The sequence below is a fragment of the Candidatus Viadribacter manganicus genome (genome assembly GCF_001679665.1).
Lineage (GTDB): Bacteria > Pseudomonadota > Alphaproteobacteria > Caulobacterales > Aquidulcibacteraceae > Vitreimonas > Vitreimonas manganica.
In genome coordinates this window covers 3499970-3514474 of the sequence record NZ_CP013244.1, presented here as the reverse complement: position 1 = coordinate 3514474, position 14505 = coordinate 3499970, and the positions used below count along the sequence as shown (strand labels likewise).

Here is a 14505-nt window from a genome sequence, read left to right as displayed (position 1 = left end):
TCATCTTGTTCTTGGCCCCTGCACCATAATGTCTGTGACTCGCCTAAGTTCCCGGCGTTCGACACATCTCCGCCGCGCTTCTACCGCGCCTTGTCCTTGTTACGGTAGTCTGCGGAACCCATCAATTTCCCGAGCCGTTTTACCTCGTGCGATCCCCGCAAGCACGAAGGAACTCATGGCTGCCAGAAGATCACCGAAGAAAATCGCCATTCTATTGGTTGAAGCGGATGTGCTCGTGCGCTTCGCGATCGGGGAACATTTGCGCGCATGCTCCGTCACCGTCATCGAGGCGGTCAACGGCGACGATGCAAAAGCGATCCTCCTCGCAGGCCCTGAGGTCGATGTGTTGATGAGCGACACGCAGCTCGCTGGCGAAGGTAGTGGCTTTGTGCTGGCCCAATGGGTGCGCCGTCACCGACCGTCCATCGAGGCGGTCCTGACCGGCTCACTTGCAAGGCAAAGCGCAGGCGGCAGCGGCGTTCGTTGCGCGTCTTCCCGACTGCAAACCCATCTGTGATGCTGCTTCGCTTGAAGCCAAGCTCAACACCATGCTGGCCGAGCGCAAGCGGCGCCTACGACACCAACCCAAAGGCGCATCAGTAAAGCGCAAGCGCCAACGCGCTTAGCCCCTATTTATCTCGATAGACGGGCTCGCGGCGAACGCTGATCTCCACCCGGCGATTGCGCGCGCGGCCCCATTCGTCCGCGTTCGAGGCGATCGGCGCCATCTCACCCATGCCGCTCGTGCGCATGCGGCCCTGCTGCACCCCAAATTGTGCGAGCACCTCGCTCACCGACCAAGCGCGCCATTCCGAGAGCCGGCGGTTATACTCATCCGAGCCGATCGCATCAGCGTGGCCCACAATGCTCACGCTCATTGCCGGATAACGATTGAGCGTATGCGCCAAATCTGAAATTCGCGGCATGAACTCGTACTTCACATCAGCACGATTGAAATCGAAGGTGATGTCGGACGGCATCCGCACCCGGACTTCATCAGGCGAAACCCGCTCCACAACTGCGCCTTGCGATGCAGCCGGCGCCATGGCGTCGCGCAATTCGCGCTCGGCTCTGTCCATGTCGTCTTGAGCGAAGGCGGAGGAAAACGAAGCAGCGAGGAAGGCGGCGGCTAACAACGCGACACGCATGATCGGCTCCTGATGAGGCGCCGTTTGGGTGATCCGCTTCTGTGGCGTTTCTACGGCTTACGTGAACCCAGCACGCGACTGATGCCAAGCAGCAACAATGCGCCAAGGCCAAACGCAACCACCAACCCGACAAGATTCAATGCTATCTGTCCGTAACTTAGCGTCGTCGGGTCCATGAAGAAGTAGGGATAGAAATTATCGAATAGGCCGCGCGTCAGTCCGTAAACTGCATAAGCCAATGGCCAAAGCGCCGCGAAGGCAGCATGCCGCAAAGTCAGCGTCCCATGCGGTCGCACTAGCCAGAACAGCACAAACGTGACTGGCACGATGTCGTGAACGATAACGTCGGCCACCTTTTGCCAGCCCTGCGGATCCCAACGCGACGCAAGCAGAAGGTTGTAGACGATACAAACGAAGAGGATCGACGTGACCGCCATCAACTCGATGCGCGGCGCGTTCAAACCTGCAAGGCTCTCAGGCTTGAGCGCGGCCCGCGCCATCACCAACGTCACAAACGTGTTGGTGAGCAGCGTGAACCAAACGAAATAGCGCCACGTGATCTCAAACACTGACGCGCCCTGCGCCGACATGTCGGCGTAAAGCAGCCAGTATTGCAGCACGAGACCGAAAAGCCCGATCAGCGCGCCAATCGCCGCGACCGGCCGCGCCAATCGGCTCAAACCGCCACCCGCTCGTCTTCAGCGATCGGCGCATCCTGCGGTGGTAGGAACGATTTGCCGCGTAGAGCGTCGGAGATCTTCTCCGCGATCATTATCGTCGGCGCATTGGTGTTGCCGCCAATCAAAGTCGGCATCACCGAAGCGTCGATCACCCGCAGATTCTCGACGCCGCGGACGCGGAGCTGTTCATCCAGAGGCGCTTTCGCATCGGCGCCCATGCGAACAGTGCCAACCGGGTGGTAGATCGTCTCGCCGGTTTGACGGATCCAAGCATCGATCTCGCTATCGGTACGGATGTGCTCGCCTGGCGCAAACTCCGGACCGCGATAGAGATCGAGCGCATGCTGTTTGACGATGTCGCGAACGATGCGCACCGAATCCCTCATCGTGCGTCGATCATTCTCTTCCGCGAGATAGCGCGGATCGATCGCGGGCGTGTCGAAGGGGTTCGTCGAAGTCAGCGTGACCGTACCCTTGCTTTCAGGGCGCAGCTGGCAGGCATGCAGCGTGAACGCATCCCGATCGGGCTTGACCCGCGCATGATCGCGCATCTGCGCGTTGACAAGGTGGATCTGAATGTCAGGACGATCCAGTTCGCCGCGCGTTTTCAAGAAGGCGCCCGCGTGCAAATGATTCGTGCGGCCAAGACCCTGCTTGGTCAGCATATACTCGATACCGATCATCGGCTGCTTCAAGCCCTTGGTCAGCGAGTACATCGAAAGCGGTTTCGTCATCTCGAAGATGACGCAGACGTCGAGGTGGTCTTGCAGGTTGCGGCCGACGTCGGGAGCATCGTGCACGACGTTAATGCCGTGCTTCTGCAGTTCCGCACCAGGACCGATCCCCGAGAGCTGCAACAATTGCGGCGACTGGAACGCGCCGCCGCACACCAGCACTTCGCGCTTGGCGTAGACGTTCTGCGCCAGCTTGCCAGGCCCCGCCGAGAATTCGACGCCCAGCGCTTTCTTGTTCTCGATGAGAATTCGATGCGCATACGCGCCCGAGATCACCTTGAGATTTGGCCGCTCTATGATTGGACGCAAATAGGCGGCTGATGCGCTCCAGCGTTCACCATCGCGAATGGTGAGGTGATAGGGGCCGACGCCTTCTTGCTGATGGCCGTTGAAGTCGCGCGTCACCGGGTAACCGGCCTGCGCGCCGGCTTGGATGAACGCCTTGTAGATCGGATGGCCTGGCGGACCACGCGACACCCAAAGCGGACCTGCTTCGCCGTTCCATGCGTCGGCGCCATCTTCGTGATGCTGCGCGCGTTTGAAGTACGGCAGCACGTCGGCATAGCCCCAACCGGAGAGGCCCATCTGGCGCCATTGATCGTAATCGCGCGCGTGCCCGCGAATATAGATCATGCCGTTGATCGCGGACGAGCCGCCCCAGCCGCGACCGCGCGGTTGATACAACTTGCGCCCATCCATGAATTGCTGCGGCGTCGTTTCGAAGCCCCAGTTCGAAACGCCCTTTTGCGCGATGAGGTTGCCAACACCCGCAGGCATCTTCACCAGCAAGCTCTCGTTCTTTCCGCCCGCTTCAAGCACCGCGACGGTGACGTTCGGATCCTCGCTGAGCCGGTTGGCCAGCACGCAGCCGGCCGATCCCGCACCGACGATTACATAGTCAAAGCGATCCCCAGTGTCGGCCACGGCGTCTCATCCCATTCGTTCTTGTTAGGGGAACCTTTGCGCGTCCGCGCGCCCGGCGCCAAGCCCTGCCCCGCCGTCAAACCTTAAGCAAACGTTTACGGTGAACTGCCATTAGTAGCGTCATGTCAGCAGCCGAAAAGATCAACCTCGCCGCCGCCGCCCGCCGGCTCACCGCAGCTCAGGTGGGCATACGTGAGCGCCGGCGCTTCCGCCGGATGCCGATTGAGGTTAGCGGACGGCTGCTCGACCCGCTGGGTCGCGAGCACGATTGTCGGACGGCCGACATCTCTCCCGGTGACATCCGCATCGCGGCGCCTATCCTTCCGACCGTCGGCGACCGCGTCGTCATTTACCTTGCTGGCTTTGGCCGCGTCTCCGGCTTCGTCGCCCGCAAGTGCGGCGAAGGCGAAGTCGCGATCATTTTCGACTTCACCGCTCACAAGCGCGAAAAGATGGCCGAGCAACTGACCATCGCCGTTAACCGCAATCTCGGCATCGAAGAGCCGCAGCGTCCAGCGATCAGCGACGGCTCGCACATGATCAAGCTCGAGTTCGAGACTGGCGAAGCCTACGAAGGTGAGGTCGTCGACTTCTCGCTCGCCGGCATCACTATAAAGAGCAGGCGTCCACCACCGCTCATTGGCGTTTGGGTGCGAGCCGGCAACGTCTATGGCCGCGTGGCCCGCTTGATCGAAGGGGGCTTCGCCATCGACCTCGAGCCGCGCAAACATAGCTAACGCGCCTTTACTGAAAGCTCCGGCATAGCGATTGCACGCCCTCCGGTTCGCCGGAGACGCGAATGCGTACTCCGTACTGAAACGGAGCAAAGTCGTGAGCGACGTCGCAACTCTCAAATCCGCGACCACCAACAAGTGGTGGGTGCAGATCCGTGGTCGCGCGTTCGGCCCCTACAGCATCGAGCAGATGGCGACCTTCCTCACCGAAGGCCGCGTACGCCCAACGACATTGGTCTCAGCCAATGGCAAATCCGATTGGACCGAAGCGCGCCGCGTCATGGCTCTGCGCGGTCTGCGTAAACCCGCAAACGCAAACGATGCCGAAGAAGCCGCGAATGTCTTTGTCCACGCCGAAATCTTCTCAGGCTCGTGGATGGCCTTCATGGCCGCCCTCGAAAGCATGGGTTTTGTCTGCGACTTGGGCCCCGGCCTCTGGCTCGTTCGCACGCGTTTCACCTCGGGCATCATCCGCAACGCACTCTCGCAAACGCTCGAGCGTGGTGACCGCTTCGTGGTGATCGACGCCACGCGCGATCGCCTGGCCTGGTTCAACCTAGGCCCGGAAGTCGACGTTCGGATCAATAAGGTCTGGAATGGCCCGCTCCGCGTCGAAGCGGCGAACGAACAGCGCTAGGCGCCGATCGCTGCCGCTAAGCGCTCGTACGCCCGCGCGAAGTCTTCCTTGAACTGCTGCACGACCGCCCCCGCCGAAAGCGGTTCGTTCATCAGCCCGACGCCTTGCCCGACCCAATAGGTCGCAAGCTCCTGCGCGCCGGGGTGCCCGCCATCCGCGAGCTTATCGATCAGCCGCAGCGGCGGCTCGGAAATGAAGGTCTGCAATGGCATCGCCAGCGGCTTCGGCGCCGCCTCCGCTTCCCATGCATCCGTCCACGGCGAGCGAAGCTGGCGCGAATACTTTCCGGTGCGCGACTTAGACCGCACCGTGTCACGTGAACTGGCGGCAAGGAGCTTTTTCTTGATGACCTCGCTCGTCTCAGCCTCTGGCGTCGTCAGCCACACCGAACCGCACCATGCGCCGGCCGCACCCATCGCCATTGCCGCCGCCATTTGAGCACCCGTAACGATGCCGCCCGCCGCGAGCACCGGCACGTCGATGTTTGCAGCGCTGAGCGCCTCAACCACTTCCGGCACCAACACCATTGTTGTCACATCGCCGCAATGGCCGCCCGCCTCGGTGCCCGCCGCAATGATGATGTCGACACCCGCCGCAGCTTGCGCCAACGCATGCTCCTTGGCGCCGACGAGCGCGGCTACCGCAACGCCATGCTGCTTGCCCATCTCAATCATCAACGGCGGCGGCGTGCCGAGCGCATTGGCGATCAACTTGATCGGATACTGAAACGCCACCTCAAGCGACGACGCCCCGCCATCGGCCAGGTTGCGCGCAAAGCCACCAGCATTCTTGCGCGCTTCATCAAGCTCGCCGCTCTTGATCCCGTGCTTCTCAAGAATGCTCGTCGCGAAGTCTTTGTGCTTTGCGGGCAGCCCATCCACCAGCGCATCAACGCTGGCAGACGCCCCGCCTTTGCCTTCGTATGCGTTGGGCACGATGAGATCGACGCCATACGGCTTACCGCCCACGTGGGCCTCGATCCAATCGAGTTCCTGCTTTAGACGCTCCGTCGAATACGCGGCGACGCCGAGCACGCCCATGCCACCGGCCTTCGACACTGCCGCTACGACATCGCGACAATGCGAAAACGCAAACAACGGAAACTCTATGCCTAGACGTTGGCAGATTGGCGTATGCATCATTAGGCGAGCATAGCGCGGCGGAGCCAATGGACGAGAGCAAAATCCCAGTCATCGTCGGCGTCGGCCAGACCAATGATCGCGACGAGCGGCTAAACGCGATAGAGTTGATGGCTGCTGCACTGCGAAACGCAGACGCCGATGGCGGCGGGGGATGGCTCGGGCGCGCCAACACGCTGGATGTCGTTGCGCAACTTTCGTTTCCGGAATTCGCCGACGCCTCGGCGCCGCTGGCGCAAATACTTGGGATCACGCCACGTCATTGCGCGCAAACCCGCTACCCAATGGGCGACAGCCCAGTAGCGCTCCTGAACACCGCCGCGAACCGCATCGCCGCGGGCGAAGCAGACATTTGTCTCGTCGCCGGCGGCGAAGCATTGCGTACAGCCGCCAAACGCGCAGCAGGCGGCGCACGCGACGCTGTGCGGGAATCTGCGGCACGAGCAACACGGGAAGGCCGCGCCCGCTACGGCATCGTCGCCCCGACGGATGTCTATCCATTCTACGAAAACGCCTGCCGCGCAGCGTGGGGTCAAACGCTGTCGCAAGCCCAGCGTGAAAGCGCGGATATTTGGTCGGGCTTCTCTCGCGTCGCGACCGCAAACCCCAACGCCTGGCTGCGCACGCCTTACACGTCGGAGCAAATTCTAGAGGTCTCGCCCAGCAATAGGCCCATCGCCTTTCCATACACCAAGCTCATGGTGGCGAACGCCTCCGTGAACCAAGGCGCTGCGTTCATCGTCACCAGCCTCGCCCGCGCAAAGGCAGGGGGCGTGGCCGAAGCGAACCTCGTATATGTCGGCCGCGGCGCAGCAGCGCGTGAGCCGGGCGATGTGCTGGCGCGAGATCACGTCAACCGCTCACCCAGTTTGGAGGCGTCACTGAGCGGCGCGCTTCGCTTCAACGGCCTCACCAGCAGCGATCTCGATTGCGTTGAACTCTACTCGTGCTTTCCCGTGATGCCAAAACTCGCGCGGCGCGCCATCGACTGGCCGCTCGACAGCCCAATGACCGTCTTCGGCGGTCTGACATTCGGCGGCGGGCCGGTCGGCAATTACATGAGCCACGCTATTGCTTCGATGACGGAAGCACTGCGCCTCAGCGGCACGCACGGCTTGCTCTTCGGCAATGGCGGCTTCGCAACAACAAGCCACAGCATCATCATCTCGCGTGATCCGCAGATCGCTACTCAAGGCGTGCACGATCCCAGCGTTCAGGACGACGCAGATTCCTGGCGCGAGGCGGCGCCCACCCTCATCGAAACCTATTCCGGCGAAGCCACGCTCGAGACCTACACAATCTTCTACGATCGCGAAGGCGCACCAAAGAGCGGCGTCATCGTCGCAAGGACGGCCAACGATGAGCGCACGTTGACCTTTGCCGGCCGCGACGATACCCAACTCATCACCTTCCTCACCGACGGCGCGCGCGAACCTGTTGGCGTCTCCGGCCAAATCACGACCGACGCTGAAGGCCTCAATCACTGGCGCCTCTAGTCAGGCGCACGCCCCGCAACCAAAAGCGGATACGGGTTCATCGACTCCGCCTCCCACCAGCGCCGATCCGGCGTGAGACGCTGAATTTCGAAATGTAGATGCGGGATCGGCGCATTTCCGCTCATCCCCACGTATCCAATGACATCACCCTGCTCGACGACGTCGCCCTCAACCAAGCCCGGCGCGCGACTGCTTAGGTGCGCGTAATGGTAGACGAAGCGCTCGCTGGTATCGAACTGGTAGATCGTGATGCCGCCGCGCTCGCTATCGAAGAACTTCTCGATATGCCCGTCAGCCGCCGCGCGCACCGGCGTGCCCATCGGCGCCAGGATGTCTATGCCTTCATGCGTGCGCCCTTGTGAGCGCGTCGCGCCCCACGTGTCTGTGAGTGCGCTTGCTTGCACACCAGCGACGGGAACAATGAGACCGGACTCCGTAATCACGGCAGCGCGACGGCGAATTTTTTGGTCTTCCTGCTGCGGCTCGACCTGCGGCGGTGTCGCTGGCGCCGGCGACAGCATAGTGTTCAGCATCAGTATCGCCGCGACGAGCACAGCCAATGATGTCGCCTGCCACAATTTCATTACCGCAAATGCGCCTGTCGCGACTGAAGTTCCCAAGTTTCATCGCCATCGCGGCGCCTCATATTGGCCGCGCCGTCACGTTAGCCACGCGACGTGGAGCAACAGGGCATGAATCGACGCACATTTCTGCAAGCCGCTGGCGGGGCGGTTTTTAATGCAGCGCTTGTTGGCGCAATCGGCGCCAACATGATCCCGCCAGCTTACGCCACGCAGCCATCTCCAGCGCCAACGCAGGCGCGTCAGCTTTCGTTCCTGAACACTCACACAGGCGACACGTTCGTCGGCGCCTATTGGGAACGCGGCGATTACGTTACCGACGCCATGAGCGCCATAAATCAGGTCATGCGTGACCATCGCTCCGGCGAAGTGCACGCCATCGATCCACGCTTGCTCGATCAGCTACATACGCTGAAAGGCCTCGTCGGCGCGTCATCACCGTTCCAAATCATCTCTGGCTACCGTTCGCCGGTAACCAACGCTGCGCTGCACGAACAGTCCAGCGGCGTCGCGACACGCAGCCTCCACATGGAAGGCCGCGCCATCGACATTCGTGTCCGCGGCGTTGAGCTGCCGCGTCTACGCGACGCCGCTCTCGGCATGAGCGCGGGCGGCGTCGGCTATTATGAAGCTTCAGATTTCATTCACGTCGACACCGGCCGCGTTCGGCGCTGGTAGCTAGCCACGTCCGGTCGCGCGCTGCGCCACGCTGCTCTCACGGATCGCGACGGGAACGCCCGGCCGCACAGCGCGGCCAAGCTCCACTGCATCCCAATTCGTCAGTCGAATGCAGCCGTGCGACTGCGTCTTGCTGACTTGCGAGGGGTTCGGCGCGCCGTGAATGCCGTACGTATCAGCGCTGAGTGCGATCCAAACCGCACCGACAGGATTGTTCGGGCCCGCGGCGATATCCAGCGCCCCGTGATTGCGCTGGCCGAAGCTCGGCAACCGCGCAGGATCGTACCGATAGGTCGGATCGAATGCGACGCCGCGAACCGTGTGCTCGCCTAAAGGCGCGGGCGCATCGCCACTGCCAATCGTCGCCGGATAGAACGCGACAAGCTGGTTGGACGCATCGAACGCGCGAACGATGCCCTCTGCGACATCAACTTCAATCGAAGCAACCTGAGCGGTGAGCTCGCCACCACCATTGGCGACCACGATCTCCGTGCCCGCACGGCTAAAATCAGCGCCGGGGTTCAGCGTACGCAACAAATGCTCGTCCATGTGGAATTTCTCGGCGACCGCTTCTTCCGCGGCTTCGTAGCCCACGCGTTGAAGCCGCGACATCGCCTCAAGATCACGCGGTACATCAACGAAAGGTCCGGCGACATCCTCCGCCGTCAAGACGTAAGCAACCAGAGCAGGAGACGCGTCGGACTGCTCAAGGCGCGTCAGTAACGCATCGCCTGCGACACCGTTCACCGGAAGGCTGTTCGCTTCTTGATATGCTGAAACTGCCTTCCGCACGTTGCCGCCATCGTATCCGTCGATGACGCCCGGCGAAAAGTGCGCGCGATCGAGCAGCACCTGAATGCGCACCATGCCTGCGTCGAAGCGTGCGCTCTGGGGCGCTGTCGCCTCCGTTGGCGTCTGGCCCGCAGGTGGCGGTTCAGGATTGAAACCAGGATCCAGATTGCTCGGCGCCGGCGTAGCGCCAGCTGGAACCGCGCTCGGCGGAACCGCAGGCACATCAGCAAGGCTTGCGGGCATCTGCATGGTGAAACGGGCGGAATTGATCTCGCCCATCTGCGCGCGCGCAGTTTCGCTCATCTCAATCGCTGGCGGGGAACTCGGCGCCTCCGCCGCCGGCGAACACGCTGCAACCAACAAGGCCGACGCTGCGGCCATCAATATTAATCTCATGGAAGCAAACCCTAGGTGATCCCTCGGTTGCTCAATCTACGAACCCGCGCTTCGTTCCCGTGCGCGGTAGAATGTTACTCGAAGCGGCTTGGCTTCATGTCGCGCTTATAACGTTTCCAATTTTCGACGTAGTGATGCGCGGAGAACTGGATCACTTGGCGCTGTTGCTCTTCCATCTTGCGGGCAAAGCGCGCCGGCGCGCCCGTAACGAGTGAGCCTTCTTCGAACGTCTTGCGCTCCGTCACCAGCGAATGCGCGCCAACCAAACAGAAGCTCGGAATGACCGCATGATTGAGGACGGTCGCCTTGATGCCAATGAGCGAGGTGTCGGCGATCGTGCAGCCATGCAGCATGACCTGATGGCCGATGGTCACGTCTTTGCCGATGGTCAGTGGCGCGCCCATGTCAGTGTGCAGAACGCTGCCGTCCTGAACGTTTGAGTTTTCACCGACTATGATGGGCTCGTTGTCGCCCCGCAGCACCGCGCCGAACCACACGCTCGCATTCCGCTTCAGCACGATCCGCCCGATCAGCACAGCGCCCGGCGCCACCCAGTACGCGTCCGGGTCCTCGACCTCGAGATCGGCGTCCGCCAGAGAAAAGATCGGCATCGTTACGGCTCCGGCTGTTGTGCGAATTTTTTGAGACGTTCCGGGTCTTCAATGCGTCGTTAACCGGTTCAGCGCTTCCTGTAACCATCGGATCGGAATGTTCCGGTCCACCCGTCTCCAGGGCTTCGGCTCGTTTGTGGGGGAGTACGTGGGCACACGGCGCAAGATCAGCGCACTACACATCCCGCCCAACGGCGCTAGCGCCGACGACTCCTTCGACTCCTCAAACTTCTTCGACTCCCCACCGCCCGCCGGCAGAAGCCGCGCGGGCTCTTTGCACTCCCGAAAGGAGCGTTCTATGGCGAAGCGCACTACCAAGCGTCGGCAAGCCCAAGGCGTGCTCAACGTTCAAGAATTCCAGCGCGACGATCGTCGTCAGCGTAATCTGCAGGTGCTCGAAGGCGGCTATCAGCCCGCCAATGACGCAAACCGCGATCATAGCTTCGTCAAAAACGTCCGCCCGAAATCCAAAGGCCAAAGCGCGCTGATGGAAGCGATCGACACCCACGCAATGGTGTTGGCGCTCGGCCCGGCCGGCACCGGAAAAACCTACCTCGCCATCACCAAAGCGGTTGAAGCGCTCGAAGCGGGCAAAGTGGGCCGCATCGTGCTCTCACGCCCCGCGGTCGAAGCCGGCGAATCGCTTGGGTTCCTGCCCGGCGCCATGGAAGACAAGCTCGCGCCCTACCTGCGCCCACTTTACGACGCGCTTCAAGATCGCCTCTCGCCCAAGCGCCTCAAAGCATTGATGGCTGAAGGCCTCATCGAGATTGCACCCGTCGGCTTCATGCGCGGGCGCACGCTCAACAACGCCTTCGTTGTGATCGACGAAGCGCAAAACTGCACCTACGGCCAGATCAAGATGTTGCTGACGCGCCTCGGCTGGAATTCAACCATGGTTGTCACCGGAGACCCGGCTCAAACGGATTTGCTGCCGGATCTCTCTGGCCTCCACACTGTCGCTGACAAGCTCGAAGGCGTCCCGAACATCGCCGTCTGCCGCTTGGGCGAAGTCGACATCGTGCGTCACCCGCTCGTGGCCTCGATGCTAGGCGTTCTCTAGGCGCGCCGCCTTTTCCAGTTTGGACTGTCTGTTGGATCAATGAAAACTTAAAGCCCCAGCAGTGCCGGGGCTTTTTTCTTCGCATCGACCATCATCTCAAGCGCTGATTATTCTTCGCCTTCAAGATCGATGTCCAAGATGCTCATTGTGAGCACCGCGCCCTCGTCTTCGTCAGCTGAAACCGTGCCGACGAACTCGCCATGCACATAAACCTCCGCAGAATCCGTCTTGCGCGGGCGCTCACGTACATCGAGATCGGCGGCGTGCAGCGTCGTTCGCAGCGCTGCCTGCAACCGCGCGCGCTCGGGACCATCAACTGGCGCATTCTTCTTCGCGCCTGGCGCCGAGGGTATGGCGAGACTGATCGAATACGAGAGTTCGCCCTCGTCCTCGTCGCGCAGCAGTTCCGCGACACGCTTGCCATCGACAAGTACGTTCGCCTCATCAGCCGACTTCGACACCACGGACACCGTGGGTGAGCCAAGCAATTTAGAAAGATAAGCGCCGAGGCGCGTGCATTCGGCAGCGTTCAAGGGAAACTCCGTTCTGGAGGCGGAAATTCGCGCCGCGCGCGGCTCAGGTCAAGCGCGGGACTAGTCGAATTCCCAATGCGTCGCCTCTTTGCGCAGGTGCCGCCCGTAAAGGAAGGCAAAAAGCCCCATCGCCGCAAAGCTGCCCATAACGGCAACGTAATCGTACATGCCGTCGTCGATGGCGTCGCGCAGCGTGAATGGCGTGAACAGCACCACGAGACCCAACACCACCGCAACCGCAACGCCGGTCTTGATCAGCACGTCGCCAAAAAAGTAATTGCGATCGATCTCACCGCGCGGACGGCGATGCGGCTTCGAGGTTTTGCGCTTGGCCATTGGGCGAGCTTAGCGGGATTCGCGCCGCGCCACTGGCCCCTCAGCGCTATTGCGCTTTCGCAACAAGCTTGACTTAACGCCGGTGTCCGCTGCCGCTGACCGAGCGCGCCGGCTCTAGCTCATAGGAAATCACACACGATCGCGCTTCGTCGCGCGTCTCCTGCGAGCAATTGCTACGCGAAAACGCATCCGCCAGCTGCAGCGCGCGATCCTTGTTGGGGCCCCAGCCACTTTGCGTATCATAGAGCACTGCAAAGGCGCTCCACGGCATCATCGTCTGGCCAAGCGTCTTGCTTTCGAAGATGCGCTCGATCGTCGGTTGAAAAAATCCAAGCCGCGCCGCCAGCGTGCCTGTGTCGGCGCCGTTGAGCTCCGACAAAAACTCGCGCCAGGCGTGGTTGGCCTGCTGACACATTTCGATCAGCCGCACATCGCCGCGGCCCAGACGTTCGAGCAATTCATGCATGAGATGGCGCCTTTCGAGCGCCACCCGATCATGTCTTTACCCTAAATGCACCTTACCTCGCCTCAGAAGCAGGGCTCAGAGCCACCACTTCGCGGCTTTGGCGCGGAAATTCGCCGCTCGCTCGAGTTCCGCACTAACCGCGAACACGCTCTCTTCATCCAGCGCCTTGCCGATCACCTGCAGCCCGAGCGGCAGACCTTGCGCGTCCGTCGCCGCCGGCAACGCCAGCGCTGGCAGACCGGCCAAATTCGCTGTCACGGTGAAGATGTCGTTCAGATACATTGCGAGCGGATCGCCGCTCTTTTCGCCGAGAGCAAACGCTGCCGACGGCGTCGCCGGCGTCAAGATCGCATCGACCTTCTCGAAGGCATCGCGGAAATCTTGCGCAATGCGCTGACGCACCTTCTGCGCGCGCAGATAGTACGCGTCGTAATAGCCGGCGCTCAGCACATAAGTGCCGATCAGAATACGGCGCTGCACTTCCTTGCCAAAGCCGGAAGCGCGCGTGTTTTCGTACGTGCTGTTCAAATCCTTGCCCGCGACGCGCGCGCCATAACGCATGCCGTCATAGCGCGCGAGGTTCGACGAGGCCTCCGCCGGCGCCACGATGTAGTAGGCAGGCAGCGCATACTTGGTATGCTTCAGCGAGATCGGCACGATCGTCGCGCCCGCCGCCTTCACCCACTCTATGCCTTGCTGCCACAGCGCTTCGATTTCGGCGGGCATGCCATCGACGCGATACTCTTCCGGCACGCCAATGCGCATGCCCTTGATCGAGCGCTTGGTTGCCGCGCGGAAATCCGGCAGCGCGTTCGTCAGCGACGTCGAATCCTTCGGGTCGTGACCCGCCATCGACTGCAACAGCATTGCGGAATCTTCGACCGTCTTCGCAATCGGACCTGCTTGATCAAGCGATGAAGCAAACGCCACAATGCCCCAGCGCGAGCAGCGGCCATACGTCGGCTTCATACCCACCGTGCCGGTGAACGCAGCCGGCTGACGGATCGAACCGCCCGTATCGGTCGCAGTGGCCCCGAGGCAGAGATCCGCACTCACCGCCGAGGCCGAACCCCCGGACGAGCCGCCTGGCGTCAGTTTCGCGTCGTCATTGCCACGCCGCCATGGAGAGACAACTGGCCCGAAATGCGAAGTCTCGTTCGACGAGCCCATCGCAAACTCGTCCATGTTGAGCTTGCCCAGCATCAGCGCGCCATCTCGGAAGAGATTGCCGCTGACCGTGCTTTCATATGTCGGCGTAAATTCACCGAGTACGCCCGAGCATGCGGTGGTGCGGACGCCTTCGGTGCAGAATAAGTCCTTGATCCCGAGCGGCGCGCCCTCAAGCGGTCCGGCATTGCCTTGCGCGCGGCGCGCGTCCGACGCCTTGGCGCGATCGCGCGCCAACTCCGGCGTCGTCACCACATAAGCGTTGAGATGCGGGTTCGCCTTGTCGATCGCATCGATGAACGCGTTCGTGATCTCAAGCGAGGAGAACTGCTTTTGCTTCATCCCGTCGAGAGCTTCAGCGAGTGTGAGGGTCGTAAGATCGGTCATTAG

Annotated in this window: 17 protein-coding genes; 6 read left to right on the top strand and 11 right to left on the bottom strand. The window is 61.7% G+C overall.

Going from position 1 to position 14505, the window contains the following annotated elements; translation table 11 throughout:
• The first annotated feature begins 175 nt into the window (after positions 1 to 175).
• Positions 176 to 517: a response regulator gene (locus ATE48_RS18020; protein ID WP_066773992.1), complete on the top strand. Its 342-nt coding sequence runs from the start codon at positions 176 to 178 to the stop codon at positions 515 to 517.
• A 112-nt stretch (positions 518 to 629) separates the two neighbouring features.
• Here the strand turns inward: ATE48_RS18020 and ATE48_RS18015 are convergent, their stop codons facing one another.
• Genes ATE48_RS18015 through ATE48_RS18005 form a run of 3 tightly spaced genes read right to left on the bottom strand, consistent with a single transcriptional unit; the run spans position 630 to position 3486 of the window.
• The gene (locus ATE48_RS18015) at positions 630 to 1148 is read right to left on the bottom strand and encodes an OmpA family protein (RefSeq protein ID WP_066773990.1); all 519 of its coding nucleotides are present in this window, start codon (positions 1146 to 1148) and stop codon (positions 630 to 632) included.
• A 50-nt stretch (positions 1149 to 1198) separates the two neighbouring features.
• The gene (locus tag ATE48_RS18010) at positions 1199 to 1828 is read right to left on the bottom strand and encodes a Pr6Pr family membrane protein (RefSeq protein WP_156767851.1); all 630 of its coding nucleotides are present in this window, start codon (positions 1826 to 1828) and stop codon (positions 1199 to 1201) included.
• Positions 1825 to 3486 (bottom strand): choline dehydrogenase, encoded by a 1662-nt coding sequence (locus ATE48_RS18005; protein WP_066773987.1) that lies wholly within the window; start codon positions 3484 to 3486, stop codon positions 1825 to 1827. The genes ATE48_RS18010 and ATE48_RS18005 overlap by 4 nt, the downstream gene beginning before the upstream one ends.
• 122 nt (positions 3487 to 3608) lie before the next feature.
• Between ATE48_RS18005 and ATE48_RS18000 the strand changes: the two genes are divergently transcribed.
• Together ATE48_RS18000 and ATE48_RS17995 are read left to right on the top strand one after the other, a co-directional pair.
• Entirely contained in the window at positions 3609 to 4223 is a 615-nt protein-coding gene (locus ATE48_RS18000; RefSeq protein ID WP_066773986.1) for a PilZ domain-containing protein, read from the top strand.
• Between the two features lie 94 nt (positions 4224 to 4317).
• Positions 4318 to 4857 carry a DUF4339 domain-containing protein gene (locus ATE48_RS17995; RefSeq protein WP_066773985.1) on the top strand — a complete coding sequence of 180 codons (540 nt, stop codon included), beginning with the start codon at positions 4318 to 4320 and terminating at the stop codon, positions 4855 to 4857.
• Here ATE48_RS17995 and ATE48_RS17990 read toward each other — a convergent pair.
• Positions 4854 to 5996, bottom strand: a complete 1143-nt coding sequence (locus tag ATE48_RS17990) for an NAD(P)H-dependent flavin oxidoreductase (protein WP_066775363.1) — start codon at positions 5994 to 5996, stop codon at positions 4854 to 4856. The genes ATE48_RS17995 and ATE48_RS17990 overlap by 4 nt on opposite strands.
• Before the next feature lie 29 nt (positions 5997 to 6025).
• Between ATE48_RS17990 and ATE48_RS17985 the strand changes: the two genes are divergently transcribed.
• Positions 6026 to 7492 carry an acetyl-CoA acetyltransferase gene (locus ATE48_RS17985; protein WP_066773983.1) on the top strand — a complete coding sequence of 489 codons (1467 nt, stop codon included), beginning with the start codon at positions 6026 to 6028 and terminating at the stop codon, positions 7490 to 7492.
• Here ATE48_RS17985 and ATE48_RS17980 read toward each other — a convergent pair.
• Positions 7489 to 8076 carry a M23 family metallopeptidase gene (locus tag ATE48_RS17980; protein ID WP_066773982.1) on the bottom strand — a complete coding sequence of 196 codons (588 nt, stop codon included), beginning with the start codon at positions 8074 to 8076 and terminating at the stop codon, positions 7489 to 7491. The genes ATE48_RS17985 and ATE48_RS17980 overlap by 4 nt on opposite strands.
• A gap of 108 nt (positions 8077 to 8184) precedes the next feature.
• Between ATE48_RS17980 and mepK the strand changes: the two genes are divergently transcribed.
• Positions 8185 to 8751, top strand: a complete 567-nt coding sequence (gene mepK, locus ATE48_RS17975; protein WP_066773980.1) for a peptidoglycan L,D-endopeptidase MepK — start codon at positions 8185 to 8187, stop codon at positions 8749 to 8751.
• On the opposite strand, the gene ATE48_RS17970 is transcribed toward mepK, so the two are convergent.
• Entirely contained in the window at positions 8752 to 9939 is a 1188-nt protein-coding gene (locus ATE48_RS17970) for a L,D-transpeptidase family protein (RefSeq protein WP_066773979.1), read from the bottom strand.
• Positions 9940 to 10013: 74 nt separating this feature from the next.
• Positions 10014 to 10550: a gamma carbonic anhydrase family protein gene (locus ATE48_RS17965; protein WP_066773977.1), complete on the bottom strand. Its 537-nt coding sequence runs from the start codon at positions 10548 to 10550 to the stop codon at positions 10014 to 10016.
• Positions 10551 to 10848: 298 nt separating this feature from the next.
• On the opposite strand from ATE48_RS17965, the gene ATE48_RS17960 reads away from it, so the two are divergent.
• A complete protein-coding gene (locus ATE48_RS17960) occupies positions 10849 to 11613 on the top strand; it encodes a PhoH family protein (protein WP_066773974.1) in 765 nt (254 codons plus the stop codon).
• A gap of 107 nt (positions 11614 to 11720) precedes the next feature.
• On the opposite strand, the gene ATE48_RS19890 is transcribed toward ATE48_RS17960, so the two are convergent.
• The 4 genes from ATE48_RS19890 to gatA form a co-directional block, all read right to left on the bottom strand.
• Positions 11721 to 12146 carry a DUF3126 family protein gene (locus tag ATE48_RS19890; RefSeq protein ID WP_156767850.1) on the bottom strand — a complete coding sequence of 142 codons (426 nt, stop codon included), beginning with the start codon at positions 12144 to 12146 and terminating at the stop codon, positions 11721 to 11723.
• A 60-nt stretch (positions 12147 to 12206) separates the two neighbouring features.
• Positions 12207 to 12482, bottom strand: a complete 276-nt coding sequence (locus tag ATE48_RS17950; RefSeq protein ID WP_066773972.1) for a hypothetical protein — start codon at positions 12480 to 12482, stop codon at positions 12207 to 12209.
• A 73-nt stretch (positions 12483 to 12555) separates the two neighbouring features.
• Positions 12556 to 12948, bottom strand: a complete 393-nt coding sequence (locus ATE48_RS17945; RefSeq protein ID WP_066773970.1) for a hypothetical protein — start codon at positions 12946 to 12948, stop codon at positions 12556 to 12558.
• A gap of 75 nt (positions 12949 to 13023) precedes the next feature.
• Positions 13024 to 14502: an Asp-tRNA(Asn)/Glu-tRNA(Gln) amidotransferase subunit GatA gene (gene gatA / locus ATE48_RS17940; protein ID WP_066773968.1), complete on the bottom strand. Its 1479-nt coding sequence runs from the start codon at positions 14500 to 14502 to the stop codon at positions 13024 to 13026.
• Positions 14503 to 14505 lie beyond the last annotated feature (3 nt).

Coding starts and splice junctions, on each gene's coding strand:
- ATE48_RS18020 (WP_066773992.1), top strand. CDS start 176: ATGGCTGCCAGAAGATCACCGAAGAAAATCGCCATTCTATTGGTTGAA.
- ATE48_RS17945 (WP_066773970.1), bottom strand. CDS start 12,948: ATGCATGAATTGCTCGAACGTCTGGGCCGCGGCGATGTGCGGCTGATC.
- ATE48_RS17960 (WP_066773974.1), top strand. CDS start 10,849: ATGGCGAAGCGCACTACCAAGCGTCGGCAAGCCCAAGGCGTGCTCAAC.
- gatA (WP_066773968.1), bottom strand. CDS start 14,502: ATGACCGATCTTACGACCCTCACACTCGCTGAAGCTCTCGACGGGATG.
- ATE48_RS17990 (WP_066775363.1), bottom strand. CDS start 5,996: ATGCATACGCCAATCTGCCAACGTCTAGGCATAGAGTTTCCGTTGTTT.
- ATE48_RS18015 (WP_066773990.1), bottom strand. CDS start 1,148: ATGCGTGTCGCGTTGTTAGCCGCCGCCTTCCTCGCTGCTTCGTTTTCC.
- ATE48_RS17965 (WP_066773977.1), bottom strand. CDS start 10,550: ATGCCGATCTTTTCTCTGGCGGACGCCGATCTCGAGGTCGAGGACCCG.
- ATE48_RS17970 (WP_066773979.1), bottom strand. CDS start 9,939: ATGAGATTAATATTGATGGCCGCAGCGTCGGCCTTGTTGGTTGCAGCG.
- ATE48_RS17985 (WP_066773983.1), top strand. CDS start 6,026: ATGGACGAGAGCAAAATCCCAGTCATCGTCGGCGTCGGCCAGACCAAT.
- ATE48_RS17950 (WP_066773972.1), bottom strand. CDS start 12,482: ATGGCCAAGCGCAAAACCTCGAAGCCGCATCGCCGTCCGCGCGGTGAG.
- mepK (WP_066773980.1), top strand. CDS start 8,185: ATGAATCGACGCACATTTCTGCAAGCCGCTGGCGGGGCGGTTTTTAAT.
- ATE48_RS18000 (WP_066773986.1), top strand. CDS start 3,609: ATGTCAGCAGCCGAAAAGATCAACCTCGCCGCCGCCGCCCGCCGGCTC.
- ATE48_RS17980 (WP_066773982.1), bottom strand. CDS start 8,076: ATGAAATTGTGGCAGGCGACATCATTGGCTGTGCTCGTCGCGGCGATA.